31 protein-coding genes are annotated in these 20,018 nt (G+C 48.7%); 18 read left to right on the top strand and 13 right to left on the bottom strand.

The features are described from left to right. Positions 1-64: 64 nt before the first annotated feature. The 13 genes from rpmE to ndhN form a co-directional block, all read right to left on the bottom strand. Positions 65-316 carry a 50S ribosomal protein L31 gene (gene rpmE / locus S7335_RS02510; protein ID WP_006455459.1) on the bottom strand — a complete coding sequence of 84 codons (252 nt, stop codon included), beginning with the start codon at positions 314-316 and terminating at the stop codon, positions 65-67. 40 nt (positions 317-356) lie between these two features. Beyond that, the gene (rpsI, locus tag S7335_RS02515; protein ID WP_006455840.1) at positions 357-764 is read right to left on the bottom strand and encodes a 30S ribosomal protein S9; all 408 of its coding nucleotides are present in this window, start codon (positions 762-764) and stop codon (positions 357-359) included. Between the two features lie 3 nt (positions 765-767). Continuing rightward, positions 768-1,220 carry a 50S ribosomal protein L13 gene (gene rplM, locus S7335_RS02520; protein ID WP_006455937.1) on the bottom strand — a complete coding sequence of 151 codons (453 nt, stop codon included), beginning with the start codon at positions 1,218-1,220 and terminating at the stop codon, positions 768-770. 19 nt (positions 1,221-1,239) lie between these two features. Next, a complete protein-coding gene (truA, locus tag S7335_RS02525; RefSeq protein ID WP_038016846.1) occupies positions 1,240-2,088 on the bottom strand; it encodes a tRNA pseudouridine(38-40) synthase TruA in 849 nt (282 codons plus the stop codon). A gap of 79 nt (positions 2,089-2,167) precedes the next feature. Next, on the bottom strand, positions 2,168-2,518 hold the full coding sequence (rplQ, locus tag S7335_RS02530) for a 50S ribosomal protein L17 (RefSeq protein ID WP_006453419.1): 351 nt from the start codon (positions 2,516-2,518) through the stop codon (positions 2,168-2,170). 81 nt (positions 2,519-2,599) lie between these two features. Continuing rightward, a complete protein-coding gene (locus tag S7335_RS02535; protein WP_006456731.1) occupies positions 2,600-3,547 on the bottom strand; it encodes a DNA-directed RNA polymerase subunit alpha in 948 nt (315 codons plus the stop codon). A 173-nt stretch (positions 3,548-3,720) separates the two neighbouring features. Continuing rightward, positions 3,721-4,113, bottom strand: coding sequence for a 30S ribosomal protein S11 (gene rpsK / locus S7335_RS02540; RefSeq protein WP_006455253.1), 393 nt, complete (start codon positions 4,111-4,113; stop codon positions 3,721-3,723). A gap of 332 nt (positions 4,114-4,445) precedes the next feature. Next, positions 4,446-4,826: a 30S ribosomal protein S13 gene (rpsM, locus tag S7335_RS02545; protein WP_006454555.1), complete on the bottom strand. Its 381-nt coding sequence runs from the start codon at positions 4,824-4,826 to the stop codon at positions 4,446-4,448. Positions 4,827-5,044: 218 nt separating this feature from the next. Next, positions 5,045-5,158, bottom strand: a complete 114-nt coding sequence (gene rpmJ / locus S7335_RS26580) for a 50S ribosomal protein L36 (protein WP_071776899.1) — start codon at positions 5,156-5,158, stop codon at positions 5,045-5,047. Between the two features lie 310 nt (positions 5,159-5,468). Continuing rightward, on the bottom strand, positions 5,469-5,873 hold the full coding sequence (psb27, locus tag S7335_RS02550; protein WP_006457555.1) for a photosystem II protein Psb27: 405 nt from the start codon (positions 5,871-5,873) through the stop codon (positions 5,469-5,471). Positions 5,874-6,028: 155 nt separating this feature from the next. Then, positions 6,029-8,026, bottom strand: a complete 1,998-nt coding sequence (locus S7335_RS02555; RefSeq protein ID WP_006455914.1) for a R3H domain-containing nucleic acid-binding protein — start codon at positions 8,024-8,026, stop codon at positions 6,029-6,031. Positions 8,027-8,149: 123 nt separating this feature from the next. Next, positions 8,150-9,250 (bottom strand): circadian clock protein LdpA, encoded by a 1,101-nt coding sequence (ldpA, locus tag S7335_RS02560; protein WP_038015489.1) that lies wholly within the window; start codon positions 9,248-9,250, stop codon positions 8,150-8,152. Between the two features lie 138 nt (positions 9,251-9,388). Continuing rightward, positions 9,389-9,856 carry an NAD(P)H-quinone oxidoreductase subunit N gene (gene ndhN, locus S7335_RS02565; protein ID WP_006457216.1) on the bottom strand — a complete coding sequence of 156 codons (468 nt, stop codon included), beginning with the start codon at positions 9,854-9,856 and terminating at the stop codon, positions 9,389-9,391. 706 nt (positions 9,857-10,562) lie between these two features. Between ndhN and rplC the strand changes: the two genes are divergently transcribed. The 18 genes from rplC to rplO all read left to right on the top strand — a co-directional run bounded on the left by rplC (position 10,563) and on the right by rplO (position 19,821). Further along, positions 10,563-11,201, top strand: a complete 639-nt coding sequence (gene rplC / locus S7335_RS02570) for a 50S ribosomal protein L3 (protein ID WP_006454874.1) — start codon at positions 10,563-10,565, stop codon at positions 11,199-11,201. A gap of 129 nt (positions 11,202-11,330) precedes the next feature. Further along, positions 11,331-11,963, top strand: a complete 633-nt coding sequence (rplD, locus tag S7335_RS02575; RefSeq protein WP_006453697.1) for a 50S ribosomal protein L4 — start codon at positions 11,331-11,333, stop codon at positions 11,961-11,963. Then, positions 11,956-12,261, top strand: a complete 306-nt coding sequence (locus tag S7335_RS02580) for a 50S ribosomal protein L23 (protein WP_071776900.1) — start codon at positions 11,956-11,958, stop codon at positions 12,259-12,261. The genes rplD and S7335_RS02580 overlap by 8 nt, the downstream gene beginning before the upstream one ends. 132 nt (positions 12,262-12,393) lie before the next feature. Further along, positions 12,394-13,257, top strand: coding sequence for a 50S ribosomal protein L2 (rplB, locus tag S7335_RS02585; protein WP_006454128.1), 864 nt, complete (start codon positions 12,394-12,396; stop codon positions 13,255-13,257). A 53-nt stretch (positions 13,258-13,310) separates the two neighbouring features. Beyond that, entirely contained in the window at positions 13,311-13,589 is a 279-nt protein-coding gene (gene rpsS, locus S7335_RS02590) for a 30S ribosomal protein S19 (protein ID WP_038015492.1), read from the top strand. Positions 13,590-13,615: 26 nt separating this feature from the next. Continuing rightward, positions 13,616-13,978: a 50S ribosomal protein L22 gene (rplV, locus tag S7335_RS02595; RefSeq protein ID WP_006455538.1), complete on the top strand. Its 363-nt coding sequence runs from the start codon at positions 13,616-13,618 to the stop codon at positions 13,976-13,978. 87 nt (positions 13,979-14,065) lie between these two features. Next, positions 14,066-14,797, top strand: coding sequence for a 30S ribosomal protein S3 (gene rpsC / locus S7335_RS02600; RefSeq protein ID WP_006457533.1), 732 nt, complete (start codon positions 14,066-14,068; stop codon positions 14,795-14,797). Positions 14,798-14,935: 138 nt separating this feature from the next. After that, a complete protein-coding gene (gene rplP, locus S7335_RS02605) occupies positions 14,936-15,355 on the top strand; it encodes a 50S ribosomal protein L16 (RefSeq protein ID WP_038015495.1) in 420 nt (139 codons plus the stop codon). Between the two features lie 6 nt (positions 15,356-15,361). Continuing rightward, positions 15,362-15,613, top strand: coding sequence for a 50S ribosomal protein L29 (gene rpmC, locus S7335_RS02610; RefSeq protein ID WP_006455452.1), 252 nt, complete (start codon positions 15,362-15,364; stop codon positions 15,611-15,613). A 6-nt stretch (positions 15,614-15,619) separates the two neighbouring features. Beyond that, complete coding sequence (gene rpsQ, locus S7335_RS02615) at positions 15,620-15,868, top strand: 30S ribosomal protein S17 (RefSeq protein ID WP_006457043.1); 249 nt, start codon at positions 15,620-15,622, stop codon at positions 15,866-15,868. A gap of 34 nt (positions 15,869-15,902) precedes the next feature. Continuing rightward, on the top strand, positions 15,903-16,268 hold the full coding sequence (gene rplN, locus S7335_RS02620) for a 50S ribosomal protein L14 (protein WP_006457367.1): 366 nt from the start codon (positions 15,903-15,905) through the stop codon (positions 16,266-16,268). Further along, positions 16,269-16,622 carry a 50S ribosomal protein L24 gene (gene rplX, locus S7335_RS02625; protein ID WP_038015498.1) on the top strand — a complete coding sequence of 118 codons (354 nt, stop codon included), beginning with the start codon at positions 16,269-16,271 and terminating at the stop codon, positions 16,620-16,622. It abuts the gene before it with no gap. A 174-nt stretch (positions 16,623-16,796) separates the two neighbouring features. Further along, entirely contained in the window at positions 16,797-17,342 is a 546-nt protein-coding gene (gene rplE / locus S7335_RS02630) for a 50S ribosomal protein L5 (RefSeq protein WP_006454631.1), read from the top strand. Between the two features lie 22 nt (positions 17,343-17,364). Continuing rightward, on the top strand, positions 17,365-17,766 hold the full coding sequence (gene rpsH / locus S7335_RS02635) for a 30S ribosomal protein S8 (protein WP_006455427.1): 402 nt from the start codon (positions 17,365-17,367) through the stop codon (positions 17,764-17,766). Positions 17,767-17,808: 42 nt separating this feature from the next. Beyond that, positions 17,809-18,345: a 50S ribosomal protein L6 gene (gene rplF, locus S7335_RS02640; RefSeq protein WP_006456930.1), complete on the top strand. Its 537-nt coding sequence runs from the start codon at positions 17,809-17,811 to the stop codon at positions 18,343-18,345. An 89-nt stretch (positions 18,346-18,434) separates the two neighbouring features. Beyond that, positions 18,435-18,791 (top strand): 50S ribosomal protein L18, encoded by a 357-nt coding sequence (rplR, locus tag S7335_RS02645; RefSeq protein ID WP_006454858.1) that lies wholly within the window; start codon positions 18,435-18,437, stop codon positions 18,789-18,791. Positions 18,792-18,804: 13 nt separating this feature from the next. Then, positions 18,805-19,341 (top strand): 30S ribosomal protein S5, encoded by a 537-nt coding sequence (gene rpsE / locus S7335_RS02650; protein WP_006457474.1) that lies wholly within the window; start codon positions 18,805-18,807, stop codon positions 19,339-19,341. A gap of 39 nt (positions 19,342-19,380) precedes the next feature. Continuing rightward, positions 19,381-19,821, top strand: a complete 441-nt coding sequence (gene rplO / locus S7335_RS02655; protein WP_006455397.1) for a 50S ribosomal protein L15 — start codon at positions 19,381-19,383, stop codon at positions 19,819-19,821. Positions 19,822-20,018: the final 197 nt, after the last annotated feature.

Below are 20,018 nucleotides of genomic sequence, written 5' to 3' on the forward strand. Positions count from 1 at the left end.
GAGCAATCTAGACTCAGGACATAGCTGAGGTGCGATCGCTCGGAAATATAAAAACTTAAGAACGCTAAGCTTCAGCGTCGCCTTCAGTTGTTTCTGTAGCCTCGGATTCGCTAGACATTCCGTACTTACGCAAGAATCGTTCCACTCGACCTTCGGTATCAATAATCTTTTGAGTACCAGTATAGAAAGGGTGGTTACCAGACCATACATCGATGTTCAGCTCAGGCTTAGTAGAGCCTACCGTCATGACTTCTTTGCCGTTGCAAAATACTTTTGCTTCGGGGTACCACTTAGGATGGATATCAGCTTTTGGCATTGTTCTAGAAAAATGTTGTTTGTTAGAAGTGAAGTAGAAATTAACGCTTCGAGAACTGACCTGCTTTGCGCGCCTTCTTTAGGCCATACTTCTTCCGTTCCTTCTGACGAGGATCGCGGGTAAGATAGCCCTCAGTCTTTAGAGGCATCCGGTTATCTGGATCTAACATGCAAAGTGCGCGGGCAACTCCTAGCTTAATAGAGTCGGCTTGACCAGTAAGGCCGCCACCACGTACGTTGACGAGGATGTCATATTCACCTTCTAGGCCCAATGTCTCTAAAGGTGCTTTAGCAGCCGTGAGATAAGCAGCATTAGCTTGCAGATAGTCTTCGCCAGCCTTCTTGTTAATAGTCAAGGTGCCATTGCCAGGGACCAGGCGAACCCTTGCGACTGAGGACTTGCGGCGACCAGTACCCCAGTATACAGCGCGATCAGATTGGTCTGGCATGGGTTAATTAGCTCCAGTAGTGTTGACAGTTAAAGTTTGAGGGCTTTGAGCGGTATGGGGATGGTCAGGGCCAGCATAGACTTTCAGCTTTGTGAATAGCTTACGACCCAGCGCATTCTTAGGCAGCATTCCTTTGACAGCTTTTTCAACGATACGCTCTGGAATACGAGCTTGCAGTTGATTAAAGGTTTCAGTTTTCATTCCACCGGGGCGACCGGAGTGGCGACGATACAGCTTTTGCTCACTCTTCTTCCCAGTCACCACAACCTTGTCTGCATTGACGACGACAACAAAATCACCAGTGTCCATATGGGGTGCATAGTTTGGCTTCTTCTTGCCACGAAGTACTTGCGCAACCTCAGTAGCTAATCGCCCTAAGCGCTGATCAGCGGCATCTACCACATACCAATCGCGCTCGATTTCTTTAACAGGAGTAAGGGTAGTTTTCGTGGACATAATGTGTACCGTGGGCGTTCTAAATCGTTGTAAGTGGAAAGTTAGAAGGGAGCTGAAATTGAGGCTGAGTATCTACCCAAGCCCCTTGCTCAAAGGGAAAAGTCGAGTACCCGACTCGCAAAAGACATAAGCCCTGAGGTGGAGCACTATATTTTACCAAATCACGGCGTCGCTTTTGCCAAATAGCCGTAAATTCTTTTGGAGAGAGTCGCCGTTCACCTACTTGGACGATCAAGCCCATTATCAGGCGAACCATTCCATACAAAAAACCTTTTGCTTGAAGCTCTATCCGAACAAAGTCTCCTGAGCGGGTGCATTGCACATCCTGTAGCTCTACCCAAGAGTGCGTACGATCAGAACCTGTACGGTGAAACGCTAGCAAGTTATGATAGCCCATCATAGGCTGCAATGCAGCTAGCATTAGGTTTTCATCCAATCGCTGGCGATAATAGTGCCAGACATAAGGCTGAACGAATAGGTTGGGGTACTTGCTTGTGTAGAAGGTGTATCGATAGCGTCGCCAGTTAGCAGAAAATTGAGCATGCCAGTCGCTTGCTACCCTTGTCGAAGCTCTAACGACAATATCGTCACCTAAGCGATCATTAAGGATAATGGCCCATCGCTCTGCTGGGATAACGATAGGCGCGGCGAAATGAGCGACTTGAGCGGCGGCGTGGACACCTGCATCTGTTCTCCCCGCGCCCACTAACGCTGGCTTTCTACCCAGAACGGACGCAATTACGCTTTCTATCTCAGCTTGAACAGTCCGTTTTGCATTTTTCTGTCGTTGCCATCCGTGGAAATGGGTCCCTTTGTACTGAATCACCAAGGCGACTCGCTGCGCAGCCCTTTTTTCTATTGGCAGCATTTGTAGCTGCCGAGCAACTTTCGAATCGCGGCTATCAGATGCATCCATCATTCAAGCCTGTTCAATCGGCAAACTTCAATCAGGTTAGCTCAATGATTGCCATACGAGCGTTGTCGCCTCGACGGCTAACTGTTCGTACGATGCGAGTATAGCCACCGTCGCGATCGGCGTACCGATCGGGAGCCTGCTCAAACAAGGCATGCACCAGCTGCTTGTCATATATGTAGCCTAGTGCCCTGCGACGCGCAGATAGAGAACCGTCTTTGGCTAAGGTGACCATCCGCTCTGCTTCAGAACGAACCGCTTTAGCTCGCACCTCAGTTGTTTTGATGCGGCCATTGCGAATGAGCTCTGTGGTGAGCGATCGCAACAATGCCTTACGCTGGTCAGCAGCCTTACCCAGCTTTGCTACACGGCGACCATGTCGCATCTGTCTTATCCTCTTCTAAACTATGAATTATGAAAAATTACACAACAATGGGGCTCTATCAAAGCGCCCCATTAAAGTTATCTAAACCGTCTTGACTGGCTTTTCCAAAGGCAGCATGATACCTAGATGGATTTGAAGCGCCTCGACGACTTCTTCAGCCGACTTCTGACCAAAGTTTTTAATCTCTAGCAGGTCTTCCTGGCTGTAGTCCAGCAGGTCAGAAACAGCATTGATCTGCGCTCGCTTTAGACAGTTGTATGCACGCACCGAGAGCTGCAGCTCCTCAATAGGAATTTGATACGTTGGGTCTTCTTCCTTGGTATCTTCATCCCGTTTCGGCTCAAGCGTGACATCCTTGAGCGGGTTGAACATGTCCACAAGCAAAGCTGCCGCTTCGCTCATCGCCTGCTGAGCGGTCAAACTGCCATTCGTCCAAATCTCCATCACCAAACGGTCCTTAGGAAATCCCTCAGGATCGATGAAGTTTTCGACGCTGTAATTCACCTTACGCACAGGCATAAAGACAGCATCGATCTGCATAAACTCTACGCCACCAGTCTCCTCGCGGCTGCGATCAATCGCTTTGTAGCCTTTACCCCGCTCGATCCGAAATTCCATCTCTAGCTTGTGGCCAGCGGCAACAGAAGCGATATAGCGATCTGTGCTTATCAGCTCGACCTCAGAAGGCAAATCAAAGTTAGCAGCTGTGACCTTAGCTGGGCCTTGGACTACCAAGCGACCAATTTGAGGCTGAGCTGAGTAGCTCTTTAGCACAGTCTCTTTCATGTTTAGCAAGATATCCAAGACATCTTCTCGGACGCCTGGAATCGTTGAAAATTCATGGCTGGCACCAGCAATTCTTACTGAGGTAACTGCTGTTCCTTCTAGATTAGAGAGTAATACGCGCCGCAGAGCATTACCGACAGTCGTTCCTTGACTACGGCCTAGGGGTTCAATTACAAATCGGCTAAACTGACTTTGATCGTCTTCAATAATAGACTCTACACAATTAACTTGAAACTGTGCCATTCATAACCTCTGGTGAATTCAAATAGCCGCACTTGGCCTAAACAAACAGCCCCTGGGGCTACACATAGTAGTCTCTATGGTTCTTAAATCCGCTGGGCTTAAACACTTTGCCCTATTTGAAGCGGTTTTTACGTCCTATTGGCATACGTCCCTCTTGACAATGAACACGCAACCTACACGCGACGACGCTTGGGTGGACGACAGCCGTTGTGTGGAATAGGCGTAACATCACGGATCAAAGTGATCTCTAAACCAGCTCCTTGCAGGGCTCTAATCGCTGTTTCACGACCAGATCCAGGACCGCTCACCTGCACTTCACACTGGCGCATACCTTGATCGATTGCTCGCCGTGCTGCACCATCAGCCGCTGTTTGCGCTGCGAAAGGGGTTCCTTTCTTTGCGCCCTTGAAGCCACTAGATCCTGCTGACGCCCAAGAAACCGCGTTACCGCTCGCATCAGTGATGGTCACAATGGTGTTATTAAAAGTGGATTGAATATGGGCAACCCCGTTAGGAATATTTTTCTTCTGCTTACGGGGGCCTGTCTTACGAATAGGTTTTGCCATGTTTAACTAGGTGAGGTGTTCTTTGGACTGAATGATTTGAATCAGGAGGTTTGCTAGTGAACTTGCAGAAGGGCTAATGATCTAATAGCTAGGTCTAATGGCTATCTACTTTGCTGTTTAGCTGTAAAGCTGGTGAGGCATAAGCGAATCAGCATGATGATACAAAACCTGAATGCTCGCTTTTCCAAGCTAGCGGGGCATTCCTCTACAAGGACACTCGAAAATACGGACTGAAGCTAAGTTGTCTACAAGACATCTGTATGGACCGTTTCAGTGCATAGACCGTTTCAGTGCGCGCATATCGCAGCAGCTATGTCCCAAACTTGCTACCGTTACTTACGCGGTGGCTTCTTCTTGCCAGCAATCGTGCGCTTACCAGAACGCCGAGTGCGACTATTGGTACGTGTGCGCTGACCTCGAACGGGCAGACCCATACGGTGACGCCGACCTCGATAGCAACCAATGTCCATCAATCGCTTGATGTTCATATTTACCTGACGACGAAGATCTCCTTCGATCAGATAGTCGCCTTCAACGGTTTCTCTTAACTTGATGACATCTGCATCAGCTAAATCTTTGACTCGAATATTGGGATCTACACCCGTTTTTTCGAGAATTTCTTGAGAACGACTAAGGCCCACACCATAGATGTAGGTCAAGCCGATTTCAATTCGCTTGTCTCTTGGCAGGTCAACGCCCGCAATCCGTGCCACCGATTATTTCTCCCTCTATTTACATGCCGGCAATCTCAGTACAGAAAAACACCGACAAATCGTTGTATCTCAGCAAAGTAAACTTTAATTATCACTCGAAAATCTATTGGCTGCTCCAGTAGTCGTACTGGTCACCAATAGATTCCATTTGGCTACTTCAGCTAAATTCGCCGAGCCGATCTAAAGCTTACGGCGATGCTGGCTATTTCACACTAATTTCAACCTTGACGCTGTTTGTGCTTAGGGTTGGAGCAAATGACCATTACCCGGCCTCGACGGCGGATAACTCGGCATTTCTCACACATTTTTCGAACAGATGCGCGGACTTTCATGTCCTATTTTTCTTATTTACTACAGATTTGCAATCCTATCAGAGAAATCAGCATCCGACAACACAATCTCAGACTTCTAGGGATAAAGGGGGCTTTTCAACTATGCTCAACTCATATCAAGCTACGAAGTAGGGCACCGGCTTTCGGGTTGAGAACATTGTTTCTGAATTGAAGACATCTGAATAAAAAACCATAAAAAGCCGAAGACACCTTAGCCTAAAAACTAACTGGCTAGGTGCCTTCCACTAAAGATAATTGAGTTGGGTGTTGTGAGTCAGGTGTTGTGAAAAAATGCGGTGAACTGGGCTTCTCACGCACCTCTACGAAGTGCCGCTTCTACCTGACGAAACTCCTGCTCTAGCCTGTCTTGCAACTTCTGCGGAACAGGGCGGTTAGGATAAGAACTATAGTGTCCTGCGAGGGCATTTAAGGCGGTGCGCATAGTGGCGAATGAACTTAGATTGGAGACAGAACCGTTGCGGCGATAGCGAGAAGCAAAGCCATTGATCTTAGCTTTAGCTTCGTCTTGAAGCTGTGCTTGGTTAGGAGCATCTTTGGGTAAGGCAATAGATTCTCTAAGCGTTTCGATCAGCGCGGTGGTATCTTCGGTATAGTTACCAGTCAGGCCATCGGTAGATCCTACTGCGCTACAACCAGTCAAGCCAATCACAGCGACTAGCATCAAGGCAAGTATTCGAGACAGTAAGTTTCTCATAGGGTTATTCGTGGGGATGAGCAATTACAGCGAGGTCACGCAAGCAGGCCACACCCGCTGAAAAAGTGAACATTATGTAACATCCTACTCTGACGGGTGCGGTGATGATAGTCCCTAGGATAGAGGTTAGAAATCGCTCGAGCAGGAGATCGGGATCAAGCTGGATAGATTCTTAAGCGACGATTAGGCTCATCTCCAAAGCTTAGTGATTTCAAGCGATAGTGCTCAGCTAATTCATGCTGCATTTTGCGAATTTTGGGTGATCGCGGCAATAGCTCAACGGGTTGACTCTTAGGGATCACAATCTGTTCGACGGCTAGTCTGGCTTCTTCTAATGCTTCTAGCTCGTCATCTGCACCATTCTGGGCAAACAGATCGAGATTAACCCCTTCAGCCATTTCGCCATCATCGTCTAGATCGAGCAGCCGACGGAGCGATCGCGTGATCTGCGGGATACTATTTGATTTGACTGTATACACCGGCAGCTGGCGCGCTTTGGCAACTTGCTTGAGCTTAGAATGATTACGAATGTGCGATCGTAGGGCTAGTACTGCATCAGCCGATGCCAGCTCTTTGGTGAACTTCACCGGCAAATCCAATGTTCGCACCACATGGTCTAACTGCTGCCGGCTAATTCCATATGCGTAGACGCGAGTAACATCATCTTCGCCGACCTCGTAGAAATCATCTCCCACTACCTGAGCCAACCGATCTGAGGGAATAGGCAGTTGGTGCAAAGAATCGTCCAACAGAGACTGAAATCGGCGTTGAGCATTCATTTGCTCAACGCTCCAGTCATTAGTCAAAGGCCGATTGTTGGTCAGGGGCTTATCGCTGATTGAAGGATTGGTAGTAGGCGACAGGTAGCTTGACTTACCAAAGACATCAGAGCCCAATGGCTCAACTCGCGTTGTCCCTACTGGCGACATCTTGCCAGTTGTTCGCCAGCCACTAGGGCTAGGCTGAGCCCGGAGACTACCAGATTTCAGTCTGCCACGCCGATCTGATTTCAACGCCGCTGTTGCCAAAGAAGATTCGCTTGGCATCTCGTTAGTGATTACTACCTGGTCTTCAGCGTTGATCGATCTGACCTGCTGCCCAGGCACTTGTCCTCTCAAGATAAAGTCCACTGTACTTGAGACATCCTCGTGCACAACCCAGCGCTGTCTCTCTAGCATCTCTACGGCAATATCAAACGTGGGCGGTGCTTTGCGCTCTAGCACACTCTTCTGACTACCCCGACGGCGAGCTTCATCATCTCCTAGAGTGACCGACTGGATACCGCCTACTAAGTCAGAAAGCGTTGGATTTTTGATTAGGTTTTCGAGGCGATTCCCATGAGCAGTCCCTACTAGCTGTACACCTCGCTCCGCAATTGTTCGCGCGGCCAACGCTTCTAGTTCTGTACCAATTTCATCGATTACAATCACTTCTGGCATGTGATTTTCTACTGCCTCAATCATCACCTGATGCTGCTTTTCGGGATGAGATACCTGCATTCGCCGAGCCCGGCCAATAGCAGGATGAGGAATATCGCCGTCTCCAGCGATCTCATTAGACGTATCAATGATAACCACCCGCTTCATTAGATCGTCCGCTAGAACCCGGGCAATCTCTCGAAGAGCAGTTGTTTTTCCCACGCCTGGGCGGCCCAGCATCAAAATTGAATTGCCAGTCTCAACGAGATCGCGAATCATCGTGATCGTGCCGAACACAGCTCTGCCGACCCGGCAAGTCAACCCAATCACATCGCCTTTGCGATTGCGCATAGCACTGATGCGATGGAGGGTTTCTTCTAGACCAGCTCGATTGTCGCCGCCAAAATGTCCTACACGATCAATGCAGTGCTGCAAGTCAGCTTTAGAAACTGGCGCCTCAGAGAGATACTGTACAGCGTCTGGGAATCGAGCTTCAGGCTGGCGGCCCAAGTCTAGAACAACTTCGATGAGATGATCGCGCCGAGAGTGACTCTCTAATTGATCTCGGATGTATGCAGGCAAGATTTCCAATAGCTGAGGCAGGTCATCGGTTACAGCTTGAGGCTTCGAATAAGCTGATTTTGAGAGCTTACTAGTGGCAGGCTCACGGACGGATAGTTCAGCAGGCTCTACTGAAGCGCTACTTTCAGACAAATTTTCGTTAAGACTTGCCATATAGGAGTGTTTTCAAACGAGAGACAAACGCAGCAGCTGAGCGAGCATCCTTGATGCCTTTAATCAGCCAAATACATTCCACCAGTCAATCAACTGACAATATGTATTATCTAAGACATCAAACTATTGAGCTTGGGATCGACCAATAGCCACTTGCTTCAAGGGCGTGACCAGAGATTCAGCAAGTGTTACAGCTGTCTGCAGTGCATGGGGCACTTCTTCAAGATAATGGTTTTGCTCTAAAACTGACATTAATAAACGCCGGGCAAAGCTGCCGTAGGCGATTCCAGAAACAGTATGCGTAGCTACAAGGTTTGTGTCTAGCGACGGCAACAGACCTAATGCACGCAGCTTAGTGACGGTGTACTGATTAGTCCCACCGGCTGGTTGCACATAGCCTGATAGCTCTGCTGCTAATACCTTCTGTGCCAGTCGAATGGCAGCGTGAGTTGTACCCCGGCCAATATCTCCACTCATTGGTCGACCGTCCGTTTGCCAAATCAAAATAGTCTTAGTATCAGAATTTTCGGAAGCAGAATTAGGGTCAGCGCCTATGATCTGTTGCAACTCCTTTAGATAAGAGATTAGATTCTCTCCGTCAGGGCAGCTAATAGAAATCAGTTGAAGATGCTCAGTCCAGGGCTTGATAGCTCGCCAAAGATTAGCGAAAGCATGCTGCTGCCCAACATGAGTATGAATTTCTAGAGCGTCAGCCTGGGTAAGGACTTCTTGGGCGATCGCATCTAAAGAGGTTGGCTGCGATTTAGCTTCGATCAGTCCGTACGGACAGACGGGCAGACATCGCCCACACCCGTAGCAGCGATCGCTGATGACACCAGACTCTTTAGGCTCGAACGCGATCGCCGCTGCTGGGCAGATCTTTTCGCAAGGTCGGCTACAGTCGGTCGGACAAATATTCGCATCAAACCAAGCCTTTCGAAAGTGCGGGTCCTCTCCTGCGCTCATACTTACCATCACCAGAGGCGAGCGGTAACCAGGTCTTTGCCATTGGCCATCAGCACTTTCAGCCAGTCTCTTAGCAATCGCTAACCCTTCTTTAGCCGCCGAGACAACAGCCGGATCAGCGGCCATATCAATACAGTCAGCACCAGCCAAAGCATAGGCTAGTGCTAAGTTCCTGACTGCTGGCAAGTCTTGGTAGCTAGCGCCACAGATCAACTTGAACCAGCAGCTATGGAGTAATGACTCAACAGGAGTAAGAATAGGCGGAACCGGGCTCTAAGAACATTGCGCCGTTAGCTTATCAGACATAGCTATCAGCAGCTATTAGCAAACATAGCTATACGCAATTGAGCTAACTTCACTACTAACCTTACTAGAGTTGCCCTTTAAGCCGACGATCTAGGCAGCTACAGCCTCTTTTAAAGGGAACCAGCTCATCCGGCGTTCACCACCGATTTCTAGAACCACTTTCACCCGTGGCTCGAGAGAGGGTAGCGCCACGAGAAACTCAATTTCTTGATTGGAAAGAATGTGTCCTTCGATTAGCCAAAGCAGTAGTCCCTTTGACTTAGGAGAGATGGACTGCAAACGATAATTGACAACAGGCGGTAGATAGTAGCGATCGCCTGTTGCCGAATCATCCATATTCTTTTTACCCAAGTGCGGAGGTCGCACACCGTGCACATCTAGCAAGAAGGCGGATAGATCGCCCATCCCTCTAGCCGTCATGTAGACGCATTCATAGCCAGCAGACCGGACACGCCGACGATAGCGACCCTCATGCCCTCCCTCTAATGGCATCCGCACACCCAACGCACCAGCCTTTTCAAGGTCGCTCGTAAATTTGTTAAATGCGATCAGTGCCATAGGGATGAAGGTAGAGGAAGTTAAGTTACAGAACATATTACGTCATAACTAGAGTTCTAGAAAATGCACTCTCCGCTGACTGTCTTGCGCATATTTTCATGCAACTTGCGCATATTTTCATGCAAGTAGTGGCCACAAGTCACACATACAGCTAGTCATATACAGATGCTTTGACGTAGAGATAAATACCGAATAATCAAATCCAATAGCGACAAGGCTTGCATAGGCGTAGGCAGGATGTTGGGTGGTCATACGAATCGCTTAGTTCAAATCGCTTAGTGAGAAAATTCGCAAAGCATCGAGGTCTTTTTCCTCATCCTCGACAAACTATTTTCTCGAGAAGTGCTGAACATTGCACTAAAAGCGTGTATAGTTAGAAGCTGTCGCCTAAAAACGGATACTAGAGGAAAGCTACTGCAGACGAAGTAATTTGTACTGATAGCACCTTCAAGGAATAAGGTCTTTGTACATTGCTTATAGCTGTACTAAATCCTCCCAGTCCAAGGCGAAAAGATAAGGCAGGCTAAAGATTCCTAGACTTTAAGTAAAGTCTTTAGCAAGGAGCCCTATCGACTGTTTTCCAGTGTGGTTGAGCAGAGCATAGATAGTTCGGTATTTGATCTTCTGTGACTTCAGATGTCTGTGCCTGATTGTGCGCTGCTAATGCCTGGTTGTGTTGTGTCAACGTGAAGCGGAGACGGGATTAGTGTCTGTCGGTATTCTTGGTACCAAACTTGGTATGACCCAGGTGTTTGATGAAACTGGAAACGCAATTCCAGTGACTGTCATTCAAGCTGGCCCCTGCGTTGTTACGCAGATAAAGACAGAGAAGACAGACGGCTACTCGTCTGTACAGATTGGCTATGGAGAAGTCAAAGAGAAAGCATTAAATCGGCCAAAGCTTGGTCATTTGAAGAAATCAGGTGCTTCTCCCCTTCGTCACCTACGCGAGTATCGCGTCAGTGATACCGGTGAATTTGAGTTAGGCCAAGCCCTGGCAGCAGATCGATTTGAAGCCGGTCAGACGATTGACGTTAGTGGCATTAGTATCGGTAAAGGATTTGCGGGAAACCAAAAGCGCAATAACTTTCGCCGGGGACCGATGTCTCACGGTTCTAAGAACCACAGAGCCCCAGGTTCGACTGGGGCAGGTACCACCCCTGGACGCGTATATCCCGGTAAGAAAATGGCTGGCCGCATGGGAAGCGAGAAAGTCACTATTCGCAAGCTGAGCGTCGTCAGAGTGGATAGCGATCGCAACCTACTGCTAGTGAAAGGGGGTGTACCTGGTAAAGCTGGTACTTTGCTCAATATCACACCTGCAAACATTGTTGGTCAAGGCTAGGTTGGTCAAGGCTAGGAAGCAAGAAGTATAAGCCACTAGGCTATTGGTCAGTAGCATACAAAATCAAAATCACAGGGCAATAGACGCAAAATCGCAAGTCGCAGGACTCGAAAGGCTCAAAGGAACATCATGGTTGATTGTGTAGTTAAAAATTGGCAGGGCGAAGAAGCGGGCTCAGTAAGCCTAGAGCTAAAAGTTGCCAGCGAAGAAAACGCTTCGCACATTGTTCACCGGGCGCTGGTTAGACAAATTAACAACGGTCGTCAAGGGACTGCTTCTACTAAAACTCGCGCCGAAGTCCGCGGAGGCGGTCGAAAGCCTTGGAGACAGAAGGGAACAGGCCGGGCCCGTGCTGGTTCTATTCGCTCTCCGCTATGGAGAGGCGGCGGTGTGATATTTGGTCCTAAACCTCGCGATTACACAACCAAAATGAATCGCAAGGAGCGACGCCTTGCCCTTCGAACCGCGTTTCAAAGTCGTGCCAACGAAATGACCGTAGTCAAAGATTTCGCCGCAGAGTTAACCCAACCTAAAACTAAAGAAGCTTTGGCTGCTCTAACTAGGTGGGAAATTGACGCGTCTGCCAAAGTTCTCATGGTCTTCAGCGAAAGAAACGACAACGTCTACCTTTCGCTACGCAACGTGCCAAATGTTCGAATGATCGATGCAACCAACCTAAACATCTACGACATTCTGCACGCAGACAGTTTAGTAGTGACAGAGTCTGCCCTCGAAAAGATTCAGGAGGTATACGGTGAGTAAACGATACGAAGCGCGCGAGATGCCAGATATTATTCGCAAGCCGCTGATTACAGAGAAAGCTACCATTGCACTCGAAAACAACCAGTACACTTTTGAAGTTGCTCCCAAAGCAACAAAGCCCCAGATCAAGGATGCTATTGAGCAGCTCTTTGACGTCAGCGTTGTTGGAATCAGTACTCAAAATCCACCGCGTAAGAAACGCCGAGTCGGTCAGTTTATTGGCCATCGTGCTGCCTACAAGCGGGCAACTGTTACCCTCGCGCCAGACGACACTATTACGCTATTTCCAGACGTATAGATTTCAGACGTATGGACAGCGGCTAACAAGCGCACTGGTTTAGCTAGCTAAGACCTTACGACCAAAGATACGACTAAAGACCAGTAGACAACCAAACAGATAACGTCATCGCCAACAGCGCAAATTACAGCCATGGGCATTCGCTCTTATCGACCACTCACACCCGGAACGCGCGAGCGTACCGTTTCAGACTTTTCTACTGTCACTGCTGACAAACCTGAGAAGTCTCTTACATATTCAGTTCATCGGCCTAAAGGGCGCAATAACCGGGGTGTTATTACCTGTCGTCACCGCGGCGGTGGCCACAAGCGTCTATATCGGGAGATTGATTTCAGGCGTAATAAATTCAACGTTCCAGCTAAGGTTGCAACGATTGAATATGACCCCAACCGCAACGCCCGGATATCTCTGCTTCACTATGAAGATGGAGAAAAACGCTACATTCTACATCCGATTGGACTAGAGGTTGGAGCAACTATCGTTTCTGGCGAAGATGCCCCTTTTGAGGTGGGTAATGCACTGCCGCTACATCGTATTCCATTAGGAACAACTGTTCACAATGTGGAACTAGTCCCAGGACGAGGCGGTCAGGTGGTTCGTGCGGCCGGTGCGGGCGCACAGCTAGTCGCCAAGGAAGGTGGCTATGTCACCCTCAAGCTCCCTTCTAGTGAGGTGCGGATGATTCGCCGTGAATGCTATGCCACTATCGGACAGGTTGGCAACGTAGAACATCGCAACTTATCTTTGGGAAAAGCAGGTCGCAAGCGTTGGGCAGGCCGCCGGCCCGAGGTTCGCGGTAGTGTGATGAACCCGGTAGACCACCCACACGGTGGGGGTGAAGGCCGTGCACCCATTGGTCGTAGTGGACCTGTGACACCTTGGGGAAAGCCCGCGCTAGGCTACAAAACTCGGAAGAAGAAGAAAGGCAGCGATGCGATGATTGTGCGACGGCGACGACGATCATCCAAGCGCGGTCGCGGTGGTCGTAACGCATAAACACTTGATAAACGCCAAGTATTATTAATCGTCTTATCTCTTAGGTAAATAGCATGTCTCGTTCCCTCAAGAAGGGGCCATTTGTGGCAGATCACCTTCTCACCAAAATCGAAAAGCTCAATGCAAGAAATGAGAAGCAGGTTGTCAAGACCTGGTCTCGTTCTTCGACAATTATTCCCCAGTTTATTGGACATACTGTAGCTGTACACAATGGCCGTCAGCATGTGCCCGTATTCATCAATGAGCAGATGGTGGGGCACAAGCTAGGTGAGTTTGCACCGACTCGAACTTTTCGGGGCCACGCCAAGAGCGACAAAAAAGCTCGGCGATAGAGTCCTTTTGGAGATAAACACTACAAATGATTGATATTGACTCAGATTCTCAGGTAAAGGCAACGGCTAAGTTCGTTCGCATGTCACCTCGTAAGGTTCGCCGTGTTCTCGATCAAATTCGAGGTCGCTCGTACCGCGAAGCGCTAATCATGCTCGAGTTCATGCCCTATAAGTCTTGTGAGCCTATTCTTAAAGTGTTGCGCTCAGCAGTTGCGAACGCCGAGCACAACAACGGACTCGATCCTGTCAGCCTTTACATCAGTGAGGCATATGCGGATCAAGGCCCTGTACTGAAGCGATTTAGACCTCGCGCTCAGGGCCGGGCCTATCAGATTCGGAAGCCAACCTGTCATATTGCGATCGCAGTTGCCCCTGGCACTGAAGCATAAGCGATACGAGCTTTCGTCTGTCTACTCTATCTCGTTCAAACCGTTTAATTTTTAGACCTTTTCACCCGTTTTTTAAGGAGTACATCAGTGGGACAGAAGATTCACCCTATCGGTCTTCGCCTTGGCATCACTCAGGAGCATCGCTCCCGCTGGTATGCCGATAAAAACCGTTATCCAGAGCTTCTCGAAGAAGATCACAACATCCGAGAGTATGTCATTAAAAATCTTGCAAATGCTGGGATCTCTGATGTACATATCGAGCGGAAAGCGGATCAAATTGATCTAGAAGTTCGCACTGCTCGTCCTGGTGTGGTTGTAGGCAGGGGTGGAGCTGGGATTGAATCACTGCGATCTGGGCTGCAAAAGCAGATAAAAGATGATAGCCGCCAGATTCGCATCAACGTCGTAGAAGTTTCTAAAGTTGATGCCGACGCAGGATTAATTTGCGAGTACATCACTCAGCAGTTGGAAAGACGAGTCTCCTTTCGCCGGGTGGTTCGACAGGCCATTCAAAGGGCTCAAAGAGCTGGCGTTGAGGGCATCAAGATTCAAGTTAGCGGTCGATTGAACGGAGCTGAAATCGCGCGTACTGAGTGGACACGTGAAGGTAGAGTACCGCTCCATACGCTTAGAGCCAACATCGACTATGCCTATCGTACCGCTCAGACAACCTATGGAATTCTAGGTGTGAAAACCTGGGTGTTCAAAGGCGAAGTCATTCCTGGGCAAGAGAGCCAGCCCGAAGAATCTAGGGCTCAGCCTCGTCGCCGTCAGCCCCGTCGCCGTCAGCAGTTTGAAGATCGCTCTAACGATTCATAACGCTGCTTTTTCTTTCCTTCCATTGATAGAAAGAATCCAAGATAGTGAAAGACATTTTTTATTGATGCGTCTTTAAGTTCTGATAATCCACGGCTACTGTCTCTAATCTTTCCGCTACTTTTCCCACTGTGACCCACCATGTTAAGCCCAAGAAGAACAAAATTTAGAAAGCAGCATCGCGGCAAGATGCGAGGCATGGCTTACCGAGGTAATGAGATCAACTTTGGTCAATTTGCCCTGCAGGCTACCGAGTGCTGCTGGATGACTTCTCGTCAGATTGAAGCTGCTAGACGAGCAATGACTCGTTACATCAAGCGCGGCGGTAAAATTTGGATTCGCGTATTTCCGGATAAATCAGTCACAATGCGCGCAGCAGAGACCCGTATGGGTTCAGGTAAGGGTAATCCTGAGTTTTGGGTGGCTGTTATTAAGCCGGGTCGGATTGTTTTTGAGATTGCTGGTGTCTCGGAGGAAGTTGCCAGAGAAGCGATGCGTCTGGCCTCCTTCAAATTGCCCTTCAAGACTAAGTTCGTTGTTAAAGAAGGTGAGGAGGGGTAAGCAAAAGTGGCACTTATCAAGATTAAAGAACTACGAGCACTGAGTGACGAAGAGCTTACGGCTGCAATTGCGGAGACTAAGCGTGAGCTATTTGACCTGCGATTTAAGAAGGCAACGCGTCAGCTAGAAACTGGATTTCATCAGTTTAAACACAACCGTCGAAAGCTGGCTCAGCTTATGACCATCGAAAATGAACGACGGCTAACAGGCTCTGCGGCAACCGAACAAGCAGCAGCTCAAATGGTAGAAGAGGCATAGCAGATCATGGCAGCGAAAGAGAGAGTTGGCTTAGTAGTCAGTAACAAAATGGACAAGACTGTGGTGGTCGCGGTAGAAAGCCGCGTTCAGCACAAAAAATACGACAAGATTATGGTGCGGACCCAGCGCTATAAGGCTCACGATGAGAACAACACCTGTAAAGAAGGCGATCGCGTCAAAATCAGCGAAACTCGCCCCATGAGCCGCCACAAAAGGTGGGTTGTGGCTGACATCCTCAGTTCTTCTGATTTATAGGCAGAACTTCAATCAAAGCAATGAGGATAATTCCATGATTCAGCAAGAAACTTTTTTAAACGTGGCGGACAACAGTGGCGCTCGTAAGCTCATGTGCATCCGCGTTTTAGGCGGTCGTAAACAGTACGCAGGCGTAGGCGATATTATTGTCGCGGTGGTCAAAGACGCTCTGCCAAATATGGGTGTAAAGAAGTCTGATGTAGTCAAGGCTGTTGTTGTTCGTACCCGCAAAGGTATTCGCCGGGCCAGCGGCATGAGCATTCGATTCGATGACAATGCCGCTGTTTTAATTAACCAAGACGGTAACCCCAGAGGAACTCGCGTGTTTGGTCCGGTTGCTCGCGAACTCCGTGATAAAAGCTTTACCAAAATTGTCTCGCTAGCACCGGAGGTACTTTAGATGGTGATCAAAAATAAGAATGCCGGAAAGCGTTTTAAGATGCACGTTCGTACCGGTGATACGGTTCAAGTAATTGCGGGTAAAGACAAAGGTAAAGTCGGCGAAGTAGTCGCTGTCAACGCCAAAACTTCTCAGGTGATCGTACAGGGTGCCAATATGCGTACCAAGCACGTAAAGCCCCAAGCAGAAGGTGAGTCAGGTCAAATTCTTACTAAAGAGTTTCCGATTCATAGCTCTAATGTCATGCTGTATTCCACCAAGCAAAAGGTAGCTAGCCGCGTAGCCTACACTATCAACGATGATGGTCGGAAGGTTCGTACACTGAAAAAGACAGGCGAGGTTCTAGAAAACTAGGTAGGAAACAACGCAGCTAAGTTCAGCAATACTGTTTTGAACAATTCTGCCTTGAATAACGCCTACCAAAGTTGCCCACCAAAGTTTTAGAGCCAACTTAATCGTCACGTTTTCCAAACTCATCTCAGCTCGATGCCCTGACCAAGCCCAGGGACACATTTTCAAAAGGACACAATGGCCGATTCACTAAAAACACTCTATCTGGATAAAGCAGTACCCAAACTGAAAGAGCAGTTTGGATACACTAATCCCCATCAGGTTCCTAAGCTTGCTAAAGTCACCGTCAACCGTGGTCTGGGCGAAGCCTCTCAAAATGCGAAAGCATTGGAGTCGTCTATTAATGAACTAGCAGTGATTACTGGACAGCGTCCTGTGGTCACGCGGGCAAAGAAAGCGATCGCTGGCTTTAAGATTCGCGAAGGCATGCCAGTAGGCGTCAAGGTTACCCTACGCGCGGATCGTATGTACGCCTTTACCAACCGATTGATCAATTTGACTTTGCCACGGATTAGAGACTTTAGAGGCGTTAGCCCTCGCAGCTTTGATGGCAGAGGCAACTACACCCTGGGTCTGCGAGAGCAGCTTATCTTCCCAGAGGTTGACTACGACAGCGTTGACCAGATTCGCGGTATGGACATCACTATTGTCACTACCGCGACTTCCGATGAAGAAGGGCGTGCCCTTCTCAAGGAACTGGGCATGCCCTTCCGAGATAACTGAAGCAGAAGCAAAAAAGAGGATTATGGCGTCTAACGACACGATTTCAGATATGCTGACGCGCATTCGGAATGCTACCCTTGCGCGGCATCAAACTGTCGATATTCCATCGACCAAAATGACTCGCAGTATTGCCACTGTACTGAAAGAAGAAGGTTTCATTGCCGACTCACTAGATGGCGGCGAAGGTATTGATCGCAAGATCACTATTACCTTGAAGTACAAAGGTAAAACTCGTCAGCCTATTATTACCAAGCTTTCACGGGTGAGCAAACCCGGTTTGCGAGTATATTCTAACCGAAAAGAACTGCCTAGAGTTCTTGGCGGCATTGGCATTGCTATCATCTCAACCTCTAGTGGCGTCATGACCGATCGCGACGCCCGCCGCCAGGGGATTGGTGGAGAAGTTCTTTGCTATATCTATTAATTCTTTACCCACACATGCACCCCTCTAAACAGGAGAATTGAAATGTCTAGAATTGGCAAACAACCTGTGCCAATCCCAAAAGGAGTGACAGTCACGATTGACGGCCAGATGTTAACCGCTAAGGGTTCTAAAGGTGAGCTCTCTCGCGAGTTTCCGCCTGAGATTGCGATTGAACAAACCGGCGAAGAGGTGGTGGTCACTCGTGTAAACGAATCTCGTAACGCTAGACAGCGGCATGGCTTAGTTCGTACCTTGGTTGCCAATATGGTGGAAGGCGTTTCAAAAGGCTACGAGAAAAAGCTAGAGATTCAAGGGGTAGGATACAGAGCTTCCCTTCAAGGGCAGAAGCTAGTAATGGCACTTGGCTATAGCCACCCGATTGAATTCGATCCACCTAGCGGGATTACGTTTGCAGTTGAGAAGAACACAAACGTTACCGTCACTGGAATCGATAAGGAGATCGTTGGGAATACAGCAGCAAAAGTGCGTGCCGCACGTCCACCCGAACCCTACAAAGGCAAAGGGGTTCGATATGCAGGCGAACAGATCAGGCGCAAAGCTGGCAAGGCTGGTAAATAACCTGGTAAGTAAAAATTACAGACAAATTTTGATAATCAGCAGCCCGGTACAGGCAAAAGGTAGTCGCTAAAAGATAAAGCACCCATCCCATGAAAACAACACGTCGAGAATCTACCCGCCGTCGCCACTCGCGCGTTCGTCGCCGGGTAAAAGGAACATCTGAGCGTCCAAGACTTGCTATCTTTCGATCCAATCAGCATATCTACGCACAGATCATTGATGATACGGAGCATCAGACACTAGCATCAGCATCGACTCTAGATAAAGATGCTGGTACCTCCTCTGGGTCAAACAAAGACGCTGCAAGTACAGTTGGCAAGTTAATTGCAGAGCGGGCGATCGCTAAGGATATTTCTCAAGTAGTCTTTGACCGAGGCGGTAAGCTCTATCATGGTCGAGTGGCTGCTTTGGCTGATGCGGCCCGTGAAGCAGGGCTGAAATTCTAAATAGGCTAAAAACATGGCAGATAACAGAGACAATCGTCGCAACAAAAAAAATAAGAACCGAGAGAAAGATTCTGAGTGGAAAGAGCGCGTCGTTCAAATTAGGCGGGTCACGAAGGTCGTCAAAGGTGGTAAAAAACTTAGCTTCCGAGCCATCGTGGTTGTCGGCAATGAGAAAGGTCAAGTCGGTGTTGGTGTGGGTAAAGCCAGCGACGTTATTGGCGCAGTGAAAAAAGGCGTTGCCGATGGTAAAAAGCATTTGGTAGAGGTGCCCTTAAATAAGGCTTACTCTATTCCTCATCCGATGACGGGTCGGGCTGGGGGAGCTCGCGTTTTTATGCGCCCAGCAGCACCAGGTACGGGTGTAATTGCCGGTGGCGCCGTCCGCATCGTGTTAGAACTTGCAGGCGTTCGCAATATTCTAGCCAAGCAACTAGGCTCTGATAATCCTTTAAACAACGCTAGAGCCGCAGCCGCTGCTATCAGCTCCCTTAGAACTCTATCCGGTGTTGCCGAAGAGCGTGGAATTCCTGTTGAAAAGCTATATGCCTAGCCGCCTTTCTCAAACGGACATTAACCTGGAGACTATGAAATGAGACTAGATGATGCAAGGCCTAAAGCGGGCTCGAAAAAGCGCCGCAATCGCAAGGGAAGAGGTATTTCGGCGGGCCAGGGAGCTAGCTGTGGTTTTGGGATGCGCGGCCAAAAGTCTCGTTCCGGTAGCGGTACTCGACCTGGCTTTGAAGGTGGTCAGATGCCACTGTATCGCCGAGTTCCTAAGCTAAAACACTTTACAACTGTGAACCAGGATGTGTTCACCATTATCAACGTGAAGGGACTGGCTGACTTGCCCACAGGTGAAGTCACCCTAGCGTCTCTAATGGAAGCTGGCGTCATTACTTCTAATGACGGGCCGCTAAAGGTATTGGGTGATGGTGAGATTTCGACCGCACTGAACGTGAAAGCAGCCGCCTTCACCAAGTCTGCGAAGGCAAAGATTGAGGCTGCAGGTGGTAGCTGCGAGATTGTTTAGCTCGCCAAAATCCTTGAGGGAGTAGGAACGGACGGCGTGAATAGTTAGCTTAAATGCTGGCTATCTATTCGCTGTTACACCCTGCTCCCTTTATTATTAGATAGAGATACTAAATATAGAGAGACTTTATTGAGCGCGTGTTGCTTTAACCAGTTGATTCAAATAAGAGATACGCAAGCTCACATTCTTACCGATCT

The organism is Synechococcus sp. PCC 7335 (assembly GCF_000155595.1).
Taxonomy (GTDB): domain Bacteria; phylum Cyanobacteriota; class Cyanobacteriia; order Phormidesmidales; family Phormidesmidaceae; genus Phormidesmis.